Below are 21,458 nucleotides of genomic sequence, written 5' to 3'. Positions count from 1 at the left end.
TCTTCTTTCCTATCCCTTTTAAAACACTCCCTTAATAATAACTACAAAAATAAAAATTTAATGCTATAATGGGCCACGAGTTTATTATAAGTGAATTTTATGCAAAACAAATTATCAGTCACCGATAATATGGGGAAGGTTGTGTCTGAAAAAGAGGCTATAGAAGCAATCAGAACAATTCTTCAGTGGATTGGGGAAGATCCTGAAAGGGAGGGGTTAGCAGAAACTCCGCAAAGAGTTATAGAAAGCTTCAAGGAGTACTTTTCTGGTTATGCGAAAGACCCAATACAAGTGCTGAAAAAAACTTTCACTGAGACTTCTGGTTATCAGGACATTGTTCTTTTGAAGGATATTGAGATAAATTCGCACTGTGAGCATCACATGGCACCGATCAATGGTGTTGCGCACATAGCATACTATCCAAATGATAAAGTTATTGGAATCAGCAAACTTGCGAGAGTGGTGGATATTTACTCTAAACGTTTGCAGATACAAGAAAGATTGACAGCAGAAATTGCACATGCCATTAATTTAGTACTTAAACCAAAAGGAGTTGCTGTCCAACTAGAAGCAACCCATAGCTGTATTAACACAAGGGGGGTTGCTCAAAAAGACGCAAAAATGAAGACATATAGCCTTTTAGGGTGTTTTAGACAAGATGCTGAGATAAGCAAAAGATTTTTTCAATTGATAAAAGATTAATTAGTGAAGCGGCTATTTGCATAGTATACCTCTAGTTCTTTTTGAACTTATTTATCATTTATAGGTTTCCCGATTTTTACTTTGCCGGAGGCATAAAGAGATATGCCTTTAACTAAATCAATTGCTCGCTGCAGAGGATAATCATGGTTAATATCATTCCCTCCAGGCTGTTTCTTAACAAAATCTCTAAGATTATTAACGCCACTATGGCTGGCAACTGGTTTATTTACGGTATCGATAACCTCTATATCGGGGACAATGCAATGCTCTTGTATTGACTTACCCAAAGGGGTGTAAAATTTTGCTGTGGTCAACTTTATGGCAGAGCCATTACTAAATGGTATGATATTCTGTACAACCCCTTTGCAAAATGATTTCTCCCCCATAATCAAGGCCCTTTGATTATCTTGAAGTGCACCTGCAACAATTTCAGAGGATGATGCTGATGCGCTGTTGATTAGAACCACCATTGATATATTTTTAGCAATATTGCTTCCATTAGCTGAGTATATAACCTCATCATTACCATATCTGTTTTTTAAGGAAACGATTTTTTCTTTTGACAAAAACAACCTTGAAACCTCAATGGCCTGATCAAAAGTCCCTCCTGGATTGTCTCTGAGGTCCAGAATTATTCCCTTTATATCATCAGTGCTGTCCATTATTTTTTGCAGCTCTGCTTTCAGAGTAATGCTTGTCTTATCATTAAAAGTTGATACTTTCGCATATATAACTTTGTCCTGTGGGTAAAGCAATACCTTTGTTGGAGTGATTTTTATTATCTCTCGTGTAATGATGAACTCTTTGATTTCCCCAGGTTCTCTATAAATTTTTAGCTTAACCTGACTGCCTGCTTCCCCCTTCAATTTATCCATTACTTGGTCAAGACTGATTCCGCTTATCTGTTCATCGTTAATCATCACTATAATATCTCCGGGTTTCACACCAGCCTTATAAGCTGGCCATGCTTTATAGGAAGAGATTATTTTGACAAATCCTTGATCCATATTTAACGTTGCTCCGATGCCGCCAAACTCACCTTTGGTGCTTGATTTTATGTTCTCGTACTCTTCTTCGCTTAAAAAAGTAGAATACGGATCTAAAGAATTAAGCACTCCATTTATTGCACTTTCTATTAATTTTTTATCCTCAACTTCATCCACGTATTGCTCGCGTATAATCTTCAGAACTTCCTCAAAATCTTTGAGTGCCTTATACCTTTCATCGCTATGTCCAATGGTGTGAAACAACGTGACAAGCGTTAAAAAAATGATTGTAAAAATACTTAATTTTGTTCGAAAAATAACCATGTATAAGGCAGTACAATATATTTATTTACATTAACTCGCGGCAGTGTATCATGGAACCGAAAAAAGTTACATATTTTTTATGCAAATATATTGCGACGGTTCATGTTTTGGTAACCCAGGTCCTGGAGGTTGGGCTGCAATTTTTATAAAAAATAACCAAGTGGTTCAAAAAATTTGTGGTTATGATAAAGATACCACCAATAACAAAATGGAGCTAACTGCGGCTATTAAGGCGTTGGAACGAGTCAAAGAAACTGATGTTGATATATTCACCGACAGCACATATTTACAACAAGGAATAACGGTTTGGATCAAATCTTGGAAGCTAAACAATTGGAAAAATGGCAAAATCAAAAATGTAGAGCTGTGGGAGGAGCTCGACAAGTTAAACTCTGCTCTTAATGTTAAATGGCATTGGGTTAAGGCGCATAATGGAAACAAGTATAACGAAATGGCAGACAGACTTGCAAAAGGCGCAATCATCCAAAAAAAGGAGTTTCAAGAGATTAAGATATGACACATAAATTGAAAGATAGTGCTAATACCTACTGGTTATATGGCAAACATCCAGTTGAAGCTGCAATGAATAACCCTAAAAGGCAGATACTTCAGATTTTTGGCACAAAAAATACAATGGCGAGCATCCAAAAATATGCCCAGATTATAAAGGAGCGTCGTATAGAAGTGAGTATCTTGGAAAGTAGCTCTGAGATGAGTAAATATATAGCAATCGAGGAATCAGTTCACCAGGGGATTGCAGTCAAGGTCAAAAAACTAGAGTTGGTATTTATAGAACAGATACTAAAAAAAATTGATAAGAAGAGTATATTGCTGGTTTTAGATCAAGTGACTGATCCGCAAAACGTAGGGGCTGTGATTAGGTCTTCTTTAGCGTTTGGAGCTGATGCTGTGATAACAACTAAAGATAACGCCCCCAGTGAAAATGCTAACCTTGTAAAAGGGTCTGCTGGTGCGTTTGAGCTTATCCCATATGTTCAGGTAACAAATCTGGCCAGAACGCTTAACGACTTGAAAAAGCATGGATATTGGATAGTTGCGATTACTCAAAATGGAAGTGTTCCAATTAATAAACTCAACGATTTTGACAGGGTAGTTTTGTTGTTAGGAGCTGAAGGTAAGGGAATAAGGGATGTGAATCTGAAACAAAGCGATGTGCAAGCAAGGATAAACATATCAGATAGGCTGCAAAGCTTAAATGTTTCAAACGCGGCTGCTATCGGCTTATATCAAATATACTCAAAATAAAAACGGCAACCCACAACTCAGGCTATAAAACACATTATGCCAATAGGAAATGGGTCTTACTTCAAAAGAAACGGGAGTGTTTTAAAAAGGATAGGAAAGAAGAAAAGAATGTGATATAAGGAGAGGGAAGGAAAAAAGAAAGGGAAAAATGGAGAAAATAGAATGTAAATATTGCAAAGGGAAAGAGGTATCAAAAAATGGATATGCAAGGAAAAAGCAGAGATACAAATGTAAGAGTTGTAATAAAAACTTTACAGAAGGAGATGGTAGGAAGAATTGGAAATATGGTAATAAAGAGAGGAGCATGGTGATAAAGATGTATCTAAATAACTGCGGAATTAGGAGGATAGCTCACATATTAAATATCCCGTTAAGTACAGTATTTCAGAGTGTTAGCCAAAGATAGATATAAAATTGCCCTGCTCACTTAGGAAATTATTGTTATCCTCAAAATGTACCCAGAGCTTAATCGTAAGATCGACAACTTCTTCAGATTTTGAAACTACCTTTGTTTTTCTGGTCATTCTTGCAATTCTGTGCCTTGTGTTTGAGTTATTGGACTCAATTGAGAGTGTATGTTGTTTGCCAACAACATGTTGATGGCGAGGTATAACCTCTGAATAAACAGACCAAGCGTCTGTGTAATAAGTGCAATTATCTCTACTTATGATTTTCCACAATTTTCTAAAGGTTGTAACGTTACGCTTACCAACCACCCAGGCAACAACTCTCTTGAGCTCCCTACTATAGGCTTTCCATATCCATAATTTGTTTTTTTGAATCTACAAAATGCCACATCTCATCTATTTCAACTTCTCTCAATTCTTCCGGCACTGTTGGTCTTGGTATCTTTTTAGCATACAGTATTATCCACTTATATACGCTAGTATGAGCTACTTTAAATAATTTCCCTAGCCATCTAAAGCTACTTTTCCCCATGCTGTACAATAACACTGCCAGAGCCTTCATCTCTGGCGAACAGCCTCTTAATTTAGTGCTTGTAAAATTACATCCACACTCTTTGCATTTATACCTTTGCATACCCCTAATATTACCATTCTTAACGTATTTACTGCTACTGCATTTTTTACACTCTGTATTCATATCTCTATTTTCTTTGTTGCTCGCTATATTCATTTTAGCATCTTATCTATCTTATGGCAACACTCCCAAAGATTTTGCAGATGGAGAGACAAAAGGATATGGGAGGCTTTATTGGAGATATTTGTGAAAGAACCTGATATGGAATGGTTAATGATAGACGCAAGTCATAGTAAAGTGCATCCACATGCTTCAGGTGCAAAAGGCGGCAATCAAGATATGAGTCGTACAAAAGGGGGCTCAATACAAAGATTCACCTTGCCGTGGATTCACATGGTATGCCACTCAAAGTTATTGTCACAAAAGGCTCAGAAGCTGATTGCAAGCAGGCTGTTAATCTTATTGAAGAGATGAAAGCTGAGTACTTACTAGCCGACAGAGGGTACGATGTTAATTACATAATTGACCATGCCCAAGAATTGGGCATGAGAGTTGTTATTCCTCCTAAAAAGAACAGAATCACCCAGAGAAAATACAATAAAGATTTATATAAAATAAGGCATATTGTAGAAAACACCTTTCTTCATCTTAAAAGATGGAGGGGAATTGCAACCAGATATGCTAAAAATTCAGCTTCTTTCCTTGCCGCAATTCAGATTAGATGTTTATCTCTTTGGCTTAAAATCTCATGACGACATTATCTAGAGTTGTTGATGGCGACACAATAGTATTGAATAATGAAAAGATTAGGCTAAAAGGAATTGATGCACCTGAATCAAAGCAGTGGTGCTGGTATATTGGAGATCATAAAGAAAAGATATCATATAAATGCGGAGTTGAATCAGCGAAATATCTAAGCAAGCTTATTGAGGGGGGAGAGAGGATAGAATGCACAAATGAAGGTAAAGATTTATATGGGAGAACGCTATCTTACTGTTATGTAGGTATAACAAATATAAATAGGGATATGGTTTATAAAGGCTGGGCAGTTGGATATGGCGAGTTTAAAGTAGAGGAATTGATAGCGATGTATAATAAAGCTGGGATTTGGAGAGGTGATTTTGAAATGCCATCTGAGTGGAGAAAAAAAAGAAAAAAGAGGAGGCGATAATAAGCATAGGGGAGAGGTATAGTTGGTAGGGTATAGAGTTGGTATGGGAGTGGGGTCGTTTAAGGATTGGCTGAGTATATTTAGTTTAAAGGTGTAGAGTTAGCTAGTGGTTGAGTTTTGGGTATATTTGTCAACGAGAGCCAAAGCGTATCCCGTTAGTAAAATTTTGGCATTGCTAAACAAATATAGTGTCAAAGAAGGAATGGATATACACAGATAATTCAGCCATATCAGCAGCTTTGGAATAAGCCTTGGTTTTTCGATTGTATCTCTTGATAAAGTCTCTGAGAGATCTATTTTTGGGCCTCAATATTATAGGTGTGCTTTTTACTTTGTGGGAGTGTTGCAAGATGGAATAAAGAAAGGTATAGTGGAGTGGATTACAGAATAAAGAAGAGAAAAATGTCATCAGCGCATCAAATAATAATGGTATGTTTGGATCAATTGGTTGGTAGTGAGCATCAATATCGCAAATTTAAGGAGCTGTTTAATTTTGGGGCAGTAGAGCAAGAGCTGAAGGGAATTGAATCTCCTGCTAATTATAAGGGATATGGTGTTTTACGTTTATTTAAATGCTTGTTGTTACAGTTTATGGAAGATTTGTCAGATCGTGAACTAGAAAGATATTTGAGTGACAGTGTTGCAGCCAAGTGGTTTTGTGATTTTGATTTAACCGAAGCCACACCTGATTATAGCGTTTTTAGTAGAATCCGCTCAAAGATAGGAACAAATTTGTTATCAAAAATCTTTGCCATTTTTAGAGATCAACTAAAATCTCAAGGATATATGAGCGAGGTATTTACTTTTGTTGATGCAAGTCACTTGATCTCCAAAGCTAATTTATGGGAAGAGCGGGATGAAGCCAGAAAACAAAAATATGAAAAACTTAACAACGAAGTCTTGCCTAAAGTCGCACATGATAAACAAGCCAAAATAGGGTGCAAGGGTGGTAGTAAATTTTGGTATGGCTATAAGAAAAACATGTAAGCGTAGATATTCAATCCGGAATGATCAACAAGGTTGCTATAACGCCTGCTAATGTTACCGATGCAAAGGGAGTTGCGCATGTTTTACCAAATAGTGGAGCAGTTTATGCTGACAAAGGGTATTGTGTTGCACCAGCAAAGAATGCAGCTAAAAGCAGAGGTATTCATTTTTGCGCCATCAAGAAAAACAATATGAAGCAAAAGAATTTTGACCTTGATCGATACTATACTTCCATAAGGGCTCCGTTTGAGAGGGTGTTTTCTCAAGATAATAAACGATTGCGATACATAGGAATTGCCAAAAATCAGTTTGCTGAATTTATGAATGCTATCTGCTTTAATTTAAAACGTTTAACGGTTCTTACTGCCTAAGCTCATAAAATCACGCTTCGCAGAATCAATAAAAAGCTAAAAATTACCATATCCCACCTCAAAGAAATCTTTTGAATTCTTGGGGAAACCAGTTTTTTGTTAATTTTTTTAGACCATGGTCCAAACTTCCTTAAATCAAACCATCACATTTATCCTTATTTTATCTTTCAACGCTCCCATAATGGGTATAAGGGGAGGTGTGTAGTTGGCAGGGTATAGAGTTGGTATGGGAGTGGGGTCGTTTAAGGATTGGCTGAGTATATTTAGTTTAAAGGTGTAGAGTTAGCTAGTGGTTGAGTTTTGGGTATATTTGTCAACGAGAGCCAAAGCGTATCCCGTTAGTAAAATTTTGGCATTGCTAAACAAATATAGTGTCAAAGAAGGAATGGATATACACAGATAATTCAGCCATATCAGCAGCTTTGGAATAAGCCTTGGTTTTTCGATTGTATCTCTTGATAAAGTCTCTGAGAGATCTATTTTTGGGCCTCAATATTATAGGTGTGCTTTTTACTTTGTATCAAAAGATCATTTGGGATAACTCTTGCATATACTTTGTAATTGTCAGTACAAATAATATCTGGCTTAAACAAAGAAACCTTCTGCTACAGCTTTTTTAAAGTTTTGACACCACCAGAGCCAACTTCACAGGCAATGATTCTTTTTCTGGCACCAGAGTAAGTAAGCCATATCCATAGTTTTCTCTTTTTTTGGACGTAATGCCATAATTCGTCCATCTCTACAACCTCTAAATCCTTGCTGCTTTGAACCCCACTATCTAGCACTGTATCTTTGATAAACTTTCCTATGTTTTTTATCCAGTATAATACAATGACATTATTAGCTCCTATTACTTCAGCTATACTCCTTAAGCTAAGGCCTTTTTTAAATAACGTGATTGCCACAATTTTTTGTTTTACGCTATACTTCTCTATTCTGTCATTTATTGTAAAATGACAGCCGCAACTTTTACATTTATACCTTTGTTTCCCGTTCACTTTCCCAGATCTGTAATAATTACTTTCTCTGCATTTGCAACATATTATTTCTGACATATACTAACCTTATTTGTATTAGTATTATTGTACATATCATAGCAGCTTTCTCAATTGTATGCTATGTTTGCTTAGCAATACAGAATATAATGAGGCAATAGAGGAAAGGTTAGATGCAATATTTGATTCCTTCGATCTAAATAACAATGTTAGAGAAGAAGAGGATTTAGTTAATATACTTAGATAATGTCGTCATGAGATTTTAAGCCAAAGAGATAAGCATCTAATCTGAATTGCGGCAAGAAAAGAAGCTGAATTTTTAGCATATCTGGTTGCAATTCCCCTCCATCTTTTAAGATGAAGAAAGGTGTTTTCTACAATATGCCTTATTTTGTATAAATCTTTATCGTATTTTCTCTGGGTGATTCTGTTCTTTTTAGGAGGAATAACAACGCTCATGCCCAATTCTTGGGCATGGTCAATTATGTAATTAGCATCGTACCCTCTGTCGGCTAGTAAGTACTCAGCTTTCATCTCTTCAATAAGATTAACAGCCTGCTTGCAATCAGCTTCTGAGCCTTTTGTGATAATAACTTTGAGTGGCATACCATGTGAATCCAAGGCAAGGTGAATCTTTGTATTGAGCCCCCTTTTGTACGACTCATATCTTGATTGCCGCCTTTTGCACCTGAAGCATGTGGATGCACTTTACTATGACTTGCGTCTATCATTAACCATTCCATATCAGGTTCTTTCACAAATATCTCCAATAAAGCCTCCCATATCCTTTTGTCTCTCCATCTGCAAAATCTTTTATGTGTATTTTTCCATCCTCCATATTCTGAAGGCAAATCTCTCCAGGGAGAACCTGTTCTTAATATCCAAAATACTGCGTTAATGAATCTTCTGTTATTATGTGCCAAACCTCCCCACGTACCTTCCCTTCCTGGTAAATGATCCTTTATCAAATCCCACATATTATCTGTTATATCATGCCTATGTAGCCCTAAATCCATTTTTACTCCTGATTTATCTTTTCTTTCATATTATACCACAAATCTCATGACGACACTATCTAAGTTTTGCAAAGATTTTAATCTTAATATCAAATCACAAACTGATGAGGAGTTATTAGACGCCATAGAGATAATAAATGAGCTAATAAAAGTTCATAGTTATAAAGCCATAGTAGAAATAACGCCAAAAGAAATAATTAAAATTAAACTGCTATATCAGACATTTGGTAAAGGATTAGCAGATTTAAATTTGAATAATATAGAAAGGGAGCGTTGAAAGATAAAATAAGGATAAATGTGATGGTTTGATTTAAGGAAGTTTGGACCATGGTCTAAAAAAATTAACAAAAAACTGGTTTCCCCAAGAATTCAAAAGATTTCTTTGAGGTGGGATATGGTAATTTTTAGCTTTTTATTGATTCTGCGAAGCGTGATTTTATGAGCTTAGGCAGTAAGAACCGTTAAACGTTTTAAATTAAAGCAGATAGCATTCATAAATTCAGCAAACTGATTTTTGGCAATTCCTATGTATCGCAATCGTTTATTATCTTGAGAAAACACCCTCTCAAACGGAGCCCTTATGGAAGTATAGTATCGATCAAGGTCAAAATTCTTTTGCTTCATATTGTTTTTCTTGATGGCGCAAAAATGAATACCTCTGCTTTTAGCTGCATTCTTTGCTGGTGCAACACAATACCCTTTGTCAGCATAAACTGCTCCACTATTTGGTAAAACATGCGCAACTCCCTTTGCATCGGTAACATTAGCAGGCGTTATAGCAACCTTGTTGATCATTCCGGATTGAATATCTACGCTTACATGTTTTTCTTATAGCCATACCAAAATTTACTACCACCCTTGCACCCTATTTTGGCTTGTTTATCATGTGCGACTTTAGGCAAGACTTCGTTGTTAAGTTTTTCATATTTTTGTTTTCTGGCTTCATCCCGCTCTTCCCATAAATTAGCTTTGGAGATCAAGTGACTTGCATCAACAAAAGTAAATACCTCGCTCATATATCCTTGAGATTTTAGTTGATCTCTAAAAATGGCAAAGATTTTTGATAACAAATTTGTTCCTATCTTTGAGCGGATTCTACTAAAAACGCTATAATCAGGTGTGGCTTCGGTTAAATCAAAATCACAAAACCACTTGGCTGCAACACTGTCACTCAAATATCTTTCTAGTTCACGATCTGACAAATCTTCCATAAACTGTAACAACAAGCATTTAAATAAACGTAAAACACCATATCCCTTATAATTAGCAGGAGATTCAATTCCCTTCAGCTCTTGCTCTGCTGCCCCAAAATTAAACAGCTCCTTAAATTTGCGATATTGATGCTCACTACCAACCAATTGATCCAAACATACCATTATTATTTGATGCGCTGATGACATTTTTCTCTTCTTTATTCTGTAATCCACTCCACTATACCTTTCTTTATTCCATCTTGCAACACTCCCATGCTGTGCAATAACACTGCCAGAGCCTTCATCTCTGGCGAACAGCCTCTTAATTTAGTGCTTGTAAAATTACATCCACACTCTTTGCATTTATACCTTTGCATACCCCTAATATTACCATTCTTAACGTATTTACTGCTACTGCATTTTTTACACTCTGTATTCATATCTCTATTTTCTTTGTTGCTCGCTATATTCATTTTAGCATCTTATCTATCTTATGGCAACACTCCCGAGCATAGTATCAACACAACAAAAAACAGCAAATTAGCTAGGAAGATTCTAAGATGCGCCCTTAAAAGCAGAAATCTATATTGTATAGGGATAGCATCACACGTTTATGTTGACACTTGGGCGCATCAAAATTTCATTGGGGCATCAAGCGATTTTAATGCGTTGTATAGTCATTTAGTAGGAATATTACCTACCATAGGGCATATAGATGCACTTGATAAACCCGATTTGGTTGGGTTGATTTGGCAAGACCCAAGGCTTAAGAAAAGTAAAATTAGTAATATTCGCAGATTTTTAGATGCCTCAAAGAAATTAATCCATGAATACGGCAGGTATACAAAAAAACTCAACGTTGGCGTGGAACAATTTTTATCGTCACTTGAAACAATAATGTATAACGATGAAAAAAATAGTTATTTAGATGTCAAAAGGCTGCAAGGAAAAAGAATAAAACAATATAATGAGCTGGCAAAACAAATTACATCGTTTGATATACTCAAATATAATAAGCATAAATGGCGTGACGAATCGATAAAATTAGCAGAGTGTTAGCCAAAGATAGATATAAAATTGCCCTGCTCACTTAGGAAATTAGGCACCGTCAAGTTAATGGAGGTAAGGGCGTGACAGAGCATCTTTTTGAAAATTATGCAGCAGCTATGGATTGAGCGGCGTGATCCCAAATAGATTTAGCTTCAAAAAACATTTCTTTTTGCTTGCTAGAACTGTTAATATACCTGCCCACATCTACTGAAAATATGTTCCTTATTTTTCCCATCAAAGAAAGAGTTTGCTGTACCCCAGAAGGAGATTTGAATTTTATTAGGCATTTCTCTTTCCTGCGTGTTGGTTGGTGTGCATTTTCAACCCTATTATTTAATCCTTTATGGCGCCTATGCTCTGTTTTAGGGCACATTTCTTTTATAGGTTTGGTATAGCTTTTTAATTTATCTGTCACGATTACTCTGGGTACTGGATTTGATTGTAATAATCTTGATAAAAACCTTATCGCAGACTTTTTATTACGTCTGGTCTGTAGGAAGACATCTATCTCATATCCATCTTCATCTACAGCTCTCCACAAAATAAAATATTTACCGTTAATTTTAATGCTCATCTCATCCAAATGCCATTTATCCTTTACTTTCCTCTGCTTCTTCTTGATTATATCTAAAAACCTTTTTCCAAATTTAATACACCATGCTCTTATCGTTTCATGGCTTACTTCTATACCCCTTTATAACAACTCTTCTGCTACGTCTCTATAACTCAAATTAAATCTGTGGTACAACCAAACTGCATGTCCTATTATCACCATTGGATATCTGTATCTGCTCGCTCTTTCTTCCATTGTTTTTCTATTATTTTTTATTTTGCTCCAATTTACTATTTTTTCCCTCTTCTCTCAATACCTTTTGCACCTCAACTTTTTTAACTTGACGGTGCCAACAGGAGTAAAAATGGATTGGGAGTGTTGCCATAAGATAGATAAGATGCTAAAATGAATATAGCGAGCAACAAAGAAAATAGAAATATGAATACAGAGTGTAAAAAATGCAGTAGCAGTAAATACGTTAAGAATGGTAATATTAGGGGTATGCAAAGGTATAAATGCAAAGAGTGTGGATGTAATTTTACAAACACTAAATTAAGAGGCTGTTCGCCAGAGATGAAGGCTCTGGCAGTGTTATTGTACAGCATGGGGAAAAGTAGCTTTAGATGGCTAGGGAAATTATTTAAAGTAGCTCATACTAGCGTATATAAGTGGATAATACTGTATGCTAAAAAGATACCAAGACCAACAGTGCCGGAAGAATTGAGAGAAGTTGAAATAGATGAGATGTGGCATTTTGTAGATTCAAAAAAAACAAATTATGGATATGGAAAGCCTATAGTAGGGAGCTCAAGAGAGTTGTTGCCTGGGTGGTTGGTAAGCGTAACGTTACAACCTTTAGAAAATTGTGGAAAATCATAAGTAGAGATAATTGCACTTATTACACAGACGCTTGGTCTGTTTATTCAGAGGTTATACCTCGCCATCAACATGTTGTTGGCAAACAACATACACTCTCAATTGAGTCCAATAACTCAAACACAAGGCACAGAATTGCAAGAATGACCAGAAAAACAAAGGTAGTTTCAAAATCTGAAGAAGTTGTCGATCTTACGATTAAGCTCTGGGTACATTTTGAGGATAACAATAATTTCCTAAGTGAGCAGGGCAATTTTATATCTATCTTTGGCTAACACTCTGATCCGCTCAACTATACCTTTCTTTATTCCATCTTGCAACACTGGAATTTTTGACAGATTTTGGTAGTGGAAGTTAATCAATGTTTTGGCATAAACACGGTATATTAGATGTGATTTGAGCACCATTGCCACTTATAATTTCGCAAACTTTTAGTAGAATGTATTGTTTTATATGCTGATATTTAATCCACTCAGTTGTTTTTGTGAAGGCTAAAATTTCTATATCAAATGATCCCCGATGCACATGAGTTAAGAAAACAGAGGTAGTTTCAGCAGAATCAATTTCTTCATAGGTTCTAAGTATTGACTTTATGTCTGCTGTAATTTTCTCCAGCATCTTAAGGTCGCTATGCTTAATACTTATTGTTTCTTGTATTCTCCTGTGCGACATTCTTGACGTATTCTCTATTATTATAGAATTAAATACTGAGTTAGGTACATAGATAGGACATTTATCCGCCGTTCTAATTTTCGTCAGTCTCCATCCTACCAATTCCACAACCCCTTCTATACTTCTATCAGGAGAACTTATCCAGTCTCCTATCTCAAAAGGTTTGTCTAAATACACTAAAGCTGCACCAAAAAAATTGGAAAGCAAATCTTTTGATGCAAAACCTATTACAAGTCCACTTATACCGCCGAGTGCTAACAAGCTACTAATGTTTACACCAGCTGTTTGAATCATAACTAACATAGAAGAGACCACAACAATGATTTTCAGCACTCTACAAAATGCATCTATCTGTATTTGATACCCTTCATTTTTTTTCTTTAGGTATAGTTCATATTGATGTAGTACATTCACAGATGCCCACGCTAATACAAATACCAAAACTACTTTCCTTATCAGAGAAATAGTATTGATAAAATCAAAATGTGCACCTCTTGCTATTAATGATACAACATATGATATAAAGAAAACTAGGAGCAGAATTTTTATGGGAAGTTTTATTGCGTTCAAAATAATGAAATACAAATTGTTCATCCCTTTTTTCTTTCGCAGTCGATGACGCATTCTATTTAACGCAATAAGGATAAAACAGGTAAGCAAAAAAATCACTAACCCTTCTAAAACATACAAAGATCCAGATTGACCAGATAAAACAAAATTAGCTATAGGGTTTTTCGTAAATATCATTTTTCATACTTTCTTATTATTACTACCCGTCATTCTCTCCCTGTTTCATTTTCTGATACGCCTTAGCAGCTTTAGCTGCAGCAGCAGAACCACCACTAGCAACAGTGAGGGCTGCTTGTTGAGCTTGTGCCTGGACATACTTACTAGTATCATCAGCAACAGAACCAACATTTGAATGCCTGATTGCACTGCCAGTGATAATCCAAGATGCGATGCCAGCCATAACGGTTGAAAACTGTGACATAGCAGACGCAATGATGTATATAGCCAAAGCTCCAATAAAAGACATTGCATAAGACGAGAACGAAGTGTATTGACTCGGATGAGAAGCATCAGGAGGAAGATGGGCATCCATCATACTTTGGTAACCAGATATTATACATGGCTCTTCCACCACTAAATTAAGCTTAATCAAACAAACAGAACAAGCTGTAAAGTTGAATATACTACTTATCAGCATTATTACTACAAAGTTTAGTATTATTATCGTAGTGTAAACAAAAATTGGTTGTAATGCGTAGGAAAATAAGTATTTAACCCACGTATCGAACAGCCCTTTTGTTTTTGAGAATAAAATACATGGTATAAAAATTGGAGACATCAAAATAAGTAATGAATCCATTATTAAAGCAAACACAAACATTGCAATTGCTTTGACTACAGCAACAAAATAATAACCTATTGCTATCACTAGCAACACTGCAGTAAAGAATCCTAATAACCCGCTAGTACATATTGCCCATATTTTTTTCCAAATAATTGGTGAAGTGAACTCTGACATAGGCCCATCAAATATGGAGAAGATCATGTAGGGATCCTGAATTATCTGATGCGAGCAATTATCTGAGCTAAGGAATGACTCCGCAGAGTATCTTGCAACTAGTTCAATACTACCATCAATAAAGAAAGGTACCATAAATCCAGCAAAGAAATCCCAACTTTTTTCCGTTAATAATGCAAGCACTATTGCATATTTTAAAACCAGTTTGATAAATGCATCACCATTATAATCCACTAAGCCGACCATATATGCTATCGCGCTAAAAATTAAAGACAGGGTAACCAATAATTTGATCACTGTTGATGCTTTTTTGATAACTGACGTGAATATGCCTCCAACAGCTCCTGTGTCGACATCTCTTTGATTTGTCTTTACATCTCTTTTGCCAACAAGTGTGTCGGTAATATCATTCATTGTATCGTATATTAAGCCTTTGCTACACGAATTGGAATCCCCCCTTTTTACAAAACTTACATTGTATTGTCCGTAAGTGTTGTGGTATTTGTAGTTCTCCTCCATTCCAGCAACTGGTGTCTCGAGCTTAATTCTTAGAAAAGCGTAACATTCTTTGTCATTAACACAATCAGTTGAGATTGCGTTATTTGATATGGTGAGATAAGCGTTTGTCCAATCGTTTTGTGTAATATCAACCCATTTTGCGCTGTTGTCCAGTATAGAATCTTTCGGAGCAACGGTATACTGTACATTTTCCCCATTGTTTTTAGGGCAACCGCTCCAGTCGATTTCTAATTGATATCCACCTGTATTATCTTGATACCAAGTGGAATTTTTTCCCTCACCCATATCATAATGGGCTAACTCTAAGCGATTTCTAGTACTAAATCTATCATCTGTAAGAACACCATTTAAGCCATAATGAGCTTTTCCAGCTTGAAAGGCCTCTTTATTAATGCAGTGGTAGTCATTATAATTTTTACATCCAGGATTATCCTGCTCTGTGCAAGTGCAATTAATTTTGTTGTTAGAACTCGTAATGCTGCCAGGGTAGCGCGTCACATATAAATTCATATCAGTGACTGTGCCATTTAAACCATATTGCTGCGTTACCTTTGTTTTTTGCTCGTTTCCTGCATTTATTGCAAACGCATCTATCCCTCCTACCCTAAATTCTTCACCGTATAAATGATCTTCACCGCCATTTGAGTTTTTGATTCTCAAATAGCTGTTTTTATACCATGCCTCTTTACACAAAGATTTTGACTCGTCTGCGATTGTGTCATCCCATATACATTGGGTCATTATATTCTGTCTATTTGCTGCAGGCAGGACTTTATACACGTTCTTCACATCATGAATTGGGATACTACACCCAGAATATGAATAAACACCGCTCCAAGTAATTGAAACCAAATCGCCATTCTGAATGTCAATGCCAGTATCGAAGAACTGTGGATTTTTTGCCCCCAACCAACGTATGATGCTGACAATTTTGCATCACTTAAGATCGTTTCGTACCAATAAGTTTGGGGGGCTTGTTTTAAGGAGTTGAACGTTGGATCATCCAAAGTTGCTAGGTATCTATGGCTGTTCTTATTTTTCCAATCAAACGTAAACCAAGTGTCGTATTTGTACCATTGATCCATAGACTTACTGGTATCGCATAGTGATGCAGGAACAACGTTTGAGTTTGGCATATCACTAAATATAGGGGTGACACTTATGTGCTTCTTCCCACATAGGAAAAGTTGGTTTTGTGATTTACCTCCTATCAAACTCAAATCAAACACATCACTTTCTTTGGCTGTATAGCCTGTTTGTACTACATTGTAACTTGCATCTTGATTGCAAATTGCACCAACAGCCGCCTCTCCTTGTAAAGTTTTGGCAAAACACACGTACCTTGCTTCATCTGCTGAAACAAAATCAACATCCTTACATCCAGTTGCAGGATTGCCGTTCTTATCTACGCATAACTTCTGAAAAACATCTTGTGTTGGGTCGTTACAACTGATTATAAATGCATTAAAAGCTCGTCCTTTATACTCTTCACCTTTCTGGCACGCAGAATAGCAATCTATTGAAATATCCTGATTAAGTTCTTGGCCGCCATTCTTTGCGGAATCACTCCCCGTGTTAATTTGAGCATATGGGTTAAAGGTATACGAAAACACTTGATCACACCGCGCCTGACAATTAGACTGACATTTGGCATCCAAGGGGGTTAATACCACAACATTATCACCCTGACTACTGTTACCACCGCTTGATAATAAACACTGCCCGTAAAAATTAGCTGCATAGCTGATATCGGTTATGAAAGCAGCTAATGTGCACAACAGCATTACCAAGGCAATTCGCTTTGTTTTCATTCGTAGAAATTGCTCACAAGATTAAAATTAAGACTACATTCTAACTTATCACTTTACAACAAAAATAATAAGAAGTATTAAGAGTTGATAATGACCATTTGAATTTTTAGGTTGGTATTTATGCACTCTTACAAAATTTTGACAAGAAAATTGGCAATATGCTTAGTGTCAGTTTTATTCCTTACATCATGTGTAAAAAAACAAATTAAAAAAGACTCTCAACTTAATAGCGATGTTGTATGGCAGTACTCCAACTATTTAAACGGCGAAAATTTCCCTAATGAGAAAGAGCTAAACAAAAGTGACTTTTTCGTTTTAAAAACTGTTGGGTCTTCAGGTTTCCCAATGATTTCTTACCCTATAGTAGGAAGTGACTACATAATCAGCATGGATAGAAAAGGGGTGGTCACAAGATTTAATTCCGCGAGTAAAAAAGCGGAATGGAAGAGTGATGTTATAGGCAAAAGATCAAGTTTCTTTGGTGATTATCTCAATGGAGGTTTATCTCAGAACGGAACTAAAATTTATGCAACCTATGGAATTAACTTCGTCAACTGTATAGACGCCAAGACGGGTAAATCTTTATGGAGTAAAAATCTACAAGAAATGGTAAGAGCGTACCCTATAGTTCACGATAAAATCGTGTTTCTAAAAACAATAAACGATGGGATGTATGCCTTGAATTCTGATAACGGAGAGGTTATTTGGTACAAAGCCGGATTGACTGAAGATGTTAGTGTTATAAATGTCACTTCTCCTATACCATATGAAAATGTGCTTATCACACAAGACAGTTCAGGAAGAATTAGTGCCATTAATATTAGAACTGGTTTTGAAGCGTGGATCATAGACAATTCAAACGCGTTAATGTTTGATATGAACTTGGATTCCAAAGAAGCTTTGATATATCAACCTGTCAGAATAAACGATTCATTGTACTTTTATTCTTCAAACGGATATTTTTATAAATTAAATTTATCAACCAGGGCTATAGTATGGAAAAGCAAAGTTGCTTCTAACAGACAGTTCTATATATCAAACGAGTTGCTCACCGTACTTGATGAAGAAAACAATTTAGTTGGAATCAATGCTTCTAATGGGCTGCAATTATGGAGAGTGAAGTTATTCGATTGTTTGTCAAACAAAGATAAAAAGGCGTCTGCTAGATATTGGAATGCGCCGATTATAGTTGGACACAACGTTTATGTTTTAAGTTCAAAAGGCGAATTTCTAGCTTTTGATTTAAATGGTAAATTGATAAAAGTTACGCATGAAATTGGACAGAACGCTTATATTCCTCCGATATACACAAAAGCTAAAACTTTCGTTATTTCTTAAGAATAACATAAGTTATGAGTTGTCACGGTCATGCAAATGAGAATGGTAGCGTTTTTGTACAGTATCTATTGGAATCCAATCTTTTGGGTATAGAATCCCTAACGCTGGTGCTGGCGCTTTTCGTCTATGGGGTTATTGGAAGTTTTACCCATTGTGTTGGGATGTGTGGGCCCATTGTTTTGGGGCAAACTAATATGAGGCTGATGCATCTAAACAATAATCAGCTTACCAATTGGAATAAGCTAAATTGCGCATTATCTATGCCTTATTATGTAGGGAAGGCGTTAACTTATAGTTTATTAACATTGGCAGTGAATTTTATATCTGTATCCTTAAAAGAGAATAGCGCTTTTAAAATAGCGGCTGGTATCTTACTCATAGTTTGCGCATTGATATATCTACAAATGATGCTTTCTAAATTAATTCCCAGCAAAAAACTTAACATGTTTAGTCGTTCTTTAAAATCTTTTAAGTTTTGGGAGTCTCACATTCTTACTTTTATAAAGCAGCTAAGCTTAACCCCATTTGGTATAAAGGGCTTGTTTATGGGAATGATTTTAGGGCTGATTCCGTGCGGATTGGTATTTAGTGCTATTATACTGGTTGCATCCCATCAAAATGCCCCATTGGTATTATTTTTAGCTATGTTTTTCTTTGGGCTTGGGACATTTCCTGCTCTTTTTATTATAAGTCTCTTAGGGCAACATATCATGCTAAGAGCTAAAAAATGGCTCTCCTTTATCTATGCATTATTTATGTTTGTAAATTTCGTTTTATTATTAAATTTTGGAATAAAATTGATACTCTCAAACGGCACCGTCAAGTTAATGGAGGTAAGGGCGTGACAGAGCATCTTTTTGAAAATTATGCAGCAGCTATGGATTGAGCGGCGTGATCCCAAATAGATTTAGCTTCGAAAAACATTTCTTTTTGCTTGCTAGAACTGTTAATATACCTGCCCACATCTACTGAAAATATGTTCCTTATTTTTCCCATCAAAGAAAGAGTTTGCTGTACCCCAGAAGGAGATTTGAATTTTATTAGGCATTTCTCTTTCCTGCGTGTTGGTTGGTGTGCATTTTCAACCCTATTATTTAATCCTTTATGGCGCCTATGCTCTGTTTTAGGGCACATTTCTTTTATAGGTTTGGTATAGCTTTTTAATTTATCTGTCACGATTACTCTGGGTACTGGATTTGATTGTAATAATCTTGATAAAAACCTTATCGCAGACTTTTTATTACGTCTGGTCTGTAGGAAGACATCTATCTCATATCCATCTTCATCTACAGCTCTCCACAAAATAAAATATTTACCGTTAATTTTAATGCTCATCTCATCCAAATGCCATTTATCCTTTACTTTCCTCTGCTTCTTCTTGATTATATCTAAAAACCTTTTTCCAAATTTAATACACCATGCTCTTATCGTTTCATGGCTTACTTCTATACCCCTTTATAACAACTCTTCTGCTACGTCTCTATAACTCAAATTAAATCTGTGGTACAACCAAACTGCATGTCCTATTATCACCATTGGATATCTGTATCTGCTCGCTCTTTCTTCCATTGTTTTTCTATTATTTTTTATTTTGCTCCAATTTACTATTTTTTCCCTCTTCTCTCAATACCTTTTGCACCTCAACTTTTTTAACTTGACGGTGCCCATTAAAATTAAGCATGCAGGAGAAGACCAATATAAAAACTAATCTGGCAAAAAACATTCGGGACAGTAAAAGACACTTTATGAAATACTGCATTATTTCATAGTGGAAATCAACTACAAAATTCGCCCCTTTACTATTTGGATAATCTCATCCTGGATGTCTGCAATTTTTTTATTGCCGTCTATGACCACAATCCTTTTTGGATTATCTTGTGCTATCTTTAAGTAACCGTCTTTAATGGTTTGATAAAATTGCACGTCTTTCAAATCATACAAGTTATTATCCGCTCTTTTGATTGCCATTCTTTTTTGGATTTCATCTATAGAGATGTCTATTACAAACGTTAAGTCAGGTTCAAATTTGTCAATACTAATACTTTTTATGTATTCCAATATCTTAAGGTCCAGATTCTTGTAATACCCTTGATAGCATAACGATGAATCGTAAAATCTATCTGATATAACATAATAGCCTTCGTCTAGCCTCTTCTTTATTACACTATCCACATGATCTTTTCTTGCAGCTGCAAGTAGTAAATATTCTACAAGAGGGTCGGTAACTCCATGTTTTGACAATAACAAACCTCTGATTTCCTCTGCAAAGTCACTGCCTCCTGGTTCTCTGGTTGTGAGTACTTTTCTTTGCTCACTTTGGAAAAATTCTTTCAACAGAACTACTTGTGTCGATTTTCCACAGAAATCACAACCTTCAAAAGTTATAAACTTCATAAATAAGTGAAATATTATTTTTTATCAAAATATAGCTTGTGCTCAAAGATGCAAGTAGTTACTATGAAAGTTAAGTGATTTTTTTTGAATTTATGCCAGGTTCTTTAAATACCGATCATCTGTTTGTGGGGTTGACAAGACCAACTTTGTTGTTTGGGGCAAGTTATAACTTTTTTATCATAAACGCTTTTGTCTGTATGATATCTTACATCATGACCGCGAACTTTTTATATCTGGCTATATCGTTTCCAATACACGGTTTGGGAGTAGCGATATGTTATAAGGAACCTTTGTTCATTGGGCACCGTCAAGTTAAAAAAGTTGAGGTGCAAAAGGTATTGAGAGAAGAGGGAAAAAATAGTAAATTGGAGCAAAATAAAAAATAATAGAAAAACAATGGAAGAAAGAGCGAGCAGATACAGATATCCAATGGTGATAATAGGACATGCAGTTTGGTTGTACCACAGATTTAATTTGAGTTATAGAGACGTAGCAGAAGAGTTGTTATAAAGGGGTATAGAAGTAAGCCATGAAACGATAAGAGCATGGTGTATTAAATTTGGAAAAAGGTTTTTAGATATAATCAAGAAGAAGTAGAGGAAAGCAAAGGATAAATGGCATTTGGATGAGATGAGCATTAAAATTAACGGTAAATATTTTATTTTGTGGAGAGCTGTAGATGAGGTTCTGTCGCATCTGTTGAAACACATAAGAATTTTTGATAT

Annotated in this window: 29 protein-coding genes and 2 pseudogenes; 16 read left to right on the top strand and 15 right to left on the bottom strand. The window is 35.8% G+C overall.

Annotation, left to right across the window (positions count from 1 at the left end; genetic code table 11):
* The first annotated feature begins 99 nt into the window (after positions 1-99).
* A complete protein-coding gene (gene folE, locus Bandiella_RS06395) occupies positions 100-702 on the top strand; it encodes a GTP cyclohydrolase I FolE (RefSeq protein ID WP_323732838.1) in 603 nt (200 codons plus the stop codon).
* A 47-nt stretch (positions 703-749) separates the two neighbouring features.
* Here the strand turns inward: folE and Bandiella_RS06390 are convergent, their stop codons facing one another.
* Positions 750-2,012 carry a S41 family peptidase gene (locus Bandiella_RS06390; protein WP_407651244.1) on the bottom strand — a complete coding sequence of 421 codons (1,263 nt, stop codon included), beginning with the start codon at positions 2,010-2,012 and terminating at the stop codon, positions 750-752.
* 79 nt (positions 2,013-2,091) lie between these two features.
* On the opposite strand from Bandiella_RS06390, the gene rnhA reads away from it, so the two are divergent.
* The 3 genes from rnhA to Bandiella_RS06375 all read left to right on the top strand — a co-directional run bounded on the left by rnhA (position 2,092) and on the right by Bandiella_RS06375 (position 3,684).
* Positions 2,092-2,529: a ribonuclease HI gene (rnhA, locus tag Bandiella_RS06385; protein ID WP_323732836.1), complete on the top strand. Its 438-nt coding sequence runs from the start codon at positions 2,092-2,094 to the stop codon at positions 2,527-2,529.
* Positions 2,526-3,278: a 23S rRNA (guanosine(2251)-2'-O)-methyltransferase RlmB gene (gene rlmB, locus Bandiella_RS06380; protein ID WP_323732835.1), complete on the top strand. Its 753-nt coding sequence runs from the start codon at positions 2,526-2,528 to the stop codon at positions 3,276-3,278. Before rnhA ends, rlmB begins: the two co-directional genes overlap by 4 nt.
* A gap of 148 nt (positions 3,279-3,426) precedes the next feature.
* Entirely contained in the window at positions 3,427-3,684 is a 258-nt protein-coding gene (locus Bandiella_RS06375; protein WP_323732834.1) for an IS1/IS1595 family N-terminal zinc-binding domain-containing protein, read from the top strand.
* On the opposite strand, the gene Bandiella_RS06370 is transcribed toward Bandiella_RS06375, so the two are convergent.
* From Bandiella_RS06370 to Bandiella_RS06360, 3 genes are read right to left on the bottom strand one after another with little or no spacing between them, the layout of a single operon-like run.
* Positions 3,671-3,994: an IS1 family transposase gene (locus Bandiella_RS06370; RefSeq protein WP_323732685.1), complete on the bottom strand. Its 324-nt coding sequence runs from the start codon at positions 3,992-3,994 to the stop codon at positions 3,671-3,673. The genes Bandiella_RS06375 and Bandiella_RS06370 overlap by 14 nt on opposite strands.
* A complete protein-coding gene (locus tag Bandiella_RS06365; RefSeq protein WP_323732528.1) occupies positions 3,943-4,074 on the bottom strand; it encodes a hypothetical protein in 132 nt (43 codons plus the stop codon). Before Bandiella_RS06365 ends, Bandiella_RS06370 begins: the two co-directional genes overlap by 52 nt.
* Positions 4,023-4,415, bottom strand: a complete 393-nt coding sequence (locus tag Bandiella_RS06360; RefSeq protein WP_323732833.1) for a transposase-like zinc-binding domain-containing protein — start codon at positions 4,413-4,415, stop codon at positions 4,023-4,025. Before Bandiella_RS06360 ends, Bandiella_RS06365 begins: the two co-directional genes overlap by 52 nt.
* Positions 4,416-4,436: 21 nt before the next feature.
* Between Bandiella_RS06360 and Bandiella_RS06355 the strand changes: the two are divergent.
* The 4 genes and pseudogenes from Bandiella_RS06355 to Bandiella_RS06340 all read left to right on the top strand — a co-directional run.
* Positions 4,437-5,011: pseudogene (locus Bandiella_RS06355) on the top strand (IS5 family transposase); the annotation flags it as partial.
* Positions 5,008-5,430 carry a thermonuclease family protein gene (locus tag Bandiella_RS06350; protein ID WP_323732574.1) on the top strand — a complete coding sequence of 141 codons (423 nt, stop codon included), beginning with the start codon at positions 5,008-5,010 and terminating at the stop codon, positions 5,428-5,430. The pseudogene Bandiella_RS06355 and the gene Bandiella_RS06350, both read left to right, overlap by 4 nt.
* 375 nt (positions 5,431-5,805) lie before the next feature.
* The gene (locus tag Bandiella_RS06345) at positions 5,806-6,417 is read left to right on the top strand and encodes a transposase (protein WP_323732477.1); all 612 of its coding nucleotides are present in this window, start codon (positions 5,806-5,808) and stop codon (positions 6,415-6,417) included.
* Positions 6,418-6,437: 20 nt separating this feature from the next.
* Positions 6,438-6,788: a transposase gene (locus Bandiella_RS06340; protein WP_323732514.1), complete on the top strand. Its 351-nt coding sequence runs from the start codon at positions 6,438-6,440 to the stop codon at positions 6,786-6,788.
* Positions 6,789-7,393: 605 nt separating this feature from the next.
* On the opposite strand, the gene Bandiella_RS06335 is transcribed toward Bandiella_RS06340, so the two are convergent.
* Together Bandiella_RS06335 and Bandiella_RS06330 are read right to left on the bottom strand one after the other, a co-directional pair.
* Complete coding sequence (locus tag Bandiella_RS06335; RefSeq protein ID WP_323732575.1) at positions 7,394-7,843, bottom strand: IS1 family transposase; 450 nt, start codon at positions 7,841-7,843, stop codon at positions 7,394-7,396.
* A 192-nt stretch (positions 7,844-8,035) separates the two neighbouring features.
* Positions 8,036-8,799, bottom strand: a protein-coding gene (locus Bandiella_RS06330) for an IS5 family transposase (RefSeq protein WP_323732753.1) whose coding sequence is annotated in 2 segments (ribosomal slippage) — positions 8,036-8,427 and positions 8,427-8,799 — 765 coding nt in all. Because the reading frame shifts where the segments join, the coding sequence is not laid out codon by codon here.
* Positions 8,800-8,845: 46 nt separating this feature from the next.
* On the opposite strand from Bandiella_RS06330, the gene Bandiella_RS06325 reads away from it, so the two are divergent.
* Positions 8,846-9,076: a hypothetical protein gene (locus Bandiella_RS06325; protein ID WP_323732832.1), complete on the top strand. Its 231-nt coding sequence runs from the start codon at positions 8,846-8,848 to the stop codon at positions 9,074-9,076.
* Positions 9,077-9,243: 167 nt separating this feature from the next.
* Here the strand turns inward: Bandiella_RS06325 and Bandiella_RS06320 are convergent, their stop codons facing one another.
* From Bandiella_RS06320 to Bandiella_RS06310, 3 genes are read right to left on the bottom strand one after another with little or no spacing between them, the layout of a single operon-like run.
* Complete coding sequence (locus tag Bandiella_RS06320) at positions 9,244-9,594, bottom strand: transposase (protein ID WP_323732514.1); 351 nt, start codon at positions 9,592-9,594, stop codon at positions 9,244-9,246.
* Positions 9,595-9,614: 20 nt separating this feature from the next.
* Positions 9,615-10,226 (bottom strand): transposase, encoded by a 612-nt coding sequence (locus Bandiella_RS06315; RefSeq protein ID WP_323732577.1) that lies wholly within the window; start codon positions 10,224-10,226, stop codon positions 9,615-9,617.
* The gene (locus Bandiella_RS06310) at positions 10,211-10,465 is read right to left on the bottom strand and encodes a transposase-like zinc-binding domain-containing protein (protein WP_323733428.1); all 255 of its coding nucleotides are present in this window, start codon (positions 10,463-10,465) and stop codon (positions 10,211-10,213) included. Before Bandiella_RS06310 ends, Bandiella_RS06315 begins: the two co-directional genes overlap by 16 nt.
* Here Bandiella_RS06310 and Bandiella_RS06305 point away from each other — a divergent pair.
* Entirely contained in the window at positions 10,350-11,051 is a 702-nt protein-coding gene (locus tag Bandiella_RS06305) for a DUF6765 family protein (RefSeq protein ID WP_323732831.1), read from the top strand. The two genes, Bandiella_RS06310 and Bandiella_RS06305, sit on opposite strands and share 116 nt — an antisense overlap.
* Before the next feature lie 94 nt (positions 11,052-11,145).
* On the opposite strand, the gene Bandiella_RS06300 is transcribed toward Bandiella_RS06305, so the two are convergent.
* A complete protein-coding gene (locus Bandiella_RS06300) occupies positions 11,146-11,730 on the bottom strand; it encodes an IS6 family transposase (protein ID WP_323733405.1) in 585 nt (194 codons plus the stop codon).
* Positions 11,731-12,000: 270 nt separating this feature from the next.
* Between Bandiella_RS06300 and Bandiella_RS06295 the strand changes: the two genes are divergently transcribed.
* On the top strand, positions 12,001-12,474 hold the full coding sequence (locus tag Bandiella_RS06295; protein WP_323732830.1) for an IS1/IS1595 family N-terminal zinc-binding domain-containing protein: 474 nt from the start codon (positions 12,001-12,003) through the stop codon (positions 12,472-12,474).
* Positions 12,378-12,746, top strand: a complete 369-nt coding sequence (locus Bandiella_RS06290) for an IS1 family transposase (protein ID WP_323733407.1) — start codon at positions 12,378-12,380, stop codon at positions 12,744-12,746. Before Bandiella_RS06295 ends, Bandiella_RS06290 begins: the two co-directional genes overlap by 97 nt.
* Before the next feature lie 79 nt (positions 12,747-12,825).
* Here the strand turns inward: Bandiella_RS06290 and Bandiella_RS06285 are convergent, their stop codons facing one another.
* Genes Bandiella_RS06285 through Bandiella_RS06275 form a run of 3 tightly spaced genes read right to left on the bottom strand, consistent with a single transcriptional unit; the run spans position 12,826 to position 17,001 of the window.
* Positions 12,826-13,890, bottom strand: a complete 1,065-nt coding sequence (locus Bandiella_RS06285; protein ID WP_323732829.1) for a mechanosensitive ion channel family protein — start codon at positions 13,888-13,890, stop codon at positions 12,826-12,828.
* A gap of 22 nt (positions 13,891-13,912) precedes the next feature.
* The gene (locus Bandiella_RS06280; protein WP_323732828.1) at positions 13,913-15,931 is read right to left on the bottom strand and encodes a TrbL/VirB6 family protein; all 2,019 of its coding nucleotides are present in this window, start codon (positions 15,929-15,931) and stop codon (positions 13,913-13,915) included.
* A 44-nt stretch (positions 15,932-15,975) separates the two neighbouring features.
* A complete protein-coding gene (locus Bandiella_RS06275) occupies positions 15,976-17,001 on the bottom strand; it encodes a hypothetical protein (RefSeq protein ID WP_323732827.1) in 1,026 nt (341 codons plus the stop codon).
* A 165-nt stretch (positions 17,002-17,166) separates the two neighbouring features.
* Between Bandiella_RS06275 and Bandiella_RS06270 the strand changes: the two genes are divergently transcribed.
* Positions 17,167-18,339, top strand: a complete 1,173-nt coding sequence (locus tag Bandiella_RS06270; protein WP_323732826.1) for a PQQ-binding-like beta-propeller repeat protein — start codon at positions 17,167-17,169, stop codon at positions 18,337-18,339.
* An 83-nt stretch (positions 18,340-18,422) separates the two neighbouring features.
* Positions 18,423-19,184: a sulfite exporter TauE/SafE family protein gene (locus Bandiella_RS06265; protein WP_323732825.1), complete on the top strand. Its 762-nt coding sequence runs from the start codon at positions 18,423-18,425 to the stop codon at positions 19,182-19,184.
* Between the two features lie 19 nt (positions 19,185-19,203).
* Here Bandiella_RS06265 and Bandiella_RS06260 read toward each other — a convergent pair whose 3' ends face one another.
* The gene (locus Bandiella_RS06260) at positions 19,204-19,788 is read right to left on the bottom strand and encodes an IS6 family transposase (protein WP_323733405.1); all 585 of its coding nucleotides are present in this window, start codon (positions 19,786-19,788) and stop codon (positions 19,204-19,206) included.
* A gap of 330 nt (positions 19,789-20,118) precedes the next feature.
* Positions 20,119-20,733 (bottom strand): dTMP kinase, encoded by a 615-nt coding sequence (tmk, locus tag Bandiella_RS06255; protein WP_323732824.1) that lies wholly within the window; start codon positions 20,731-20,733, stop codon positions 20,119-20,121.
* A gap of 74 nt (positions 20,734-20,807) precedes the next feature.
* On the opposite strand from tmk, the gene Bandiella_RS06250 reads away from it, so the two are divergent.
* Together Bandiella_RS06250 and Bandiella_RS06245 are read left to right on the top strand one after the other, a co-directional pair.
* Positions 20,808-21,119, top strand: coding sequence for a VirB3 family type IV secretion system protein (locus Bandiella_RS06250; RefSeq protein ID WP_323732823.1), 312 nt, complete (start codon positions 20,808-20,810; stop codon positions 21,117-21,119).
* 10 nt (positions 21,120-21,129) lie between these two features.
* Positions 21,130-21,447: pseudogene (locus tag Bandiella_RS06245) on the top strand (IS6 family transposase); the annotation flags it as partial.
* Positions 21,448-21,458 lie beyond the last annotated feature (11 nt).

This window comes from Candidatus Bandiella woodruffii, from assembly GCF_034359465.1.
Lineage (GTDB): Bacteria > Pseudomonadota > Alphaproteobacteria > Rickettsiales > Midichloriaceae > NDG2.
The sequence above is the reverse complement of the archived record's forward strand: the minus strand, read 5'-3'. Positions and strand labels throughout refer to the sequence as shown.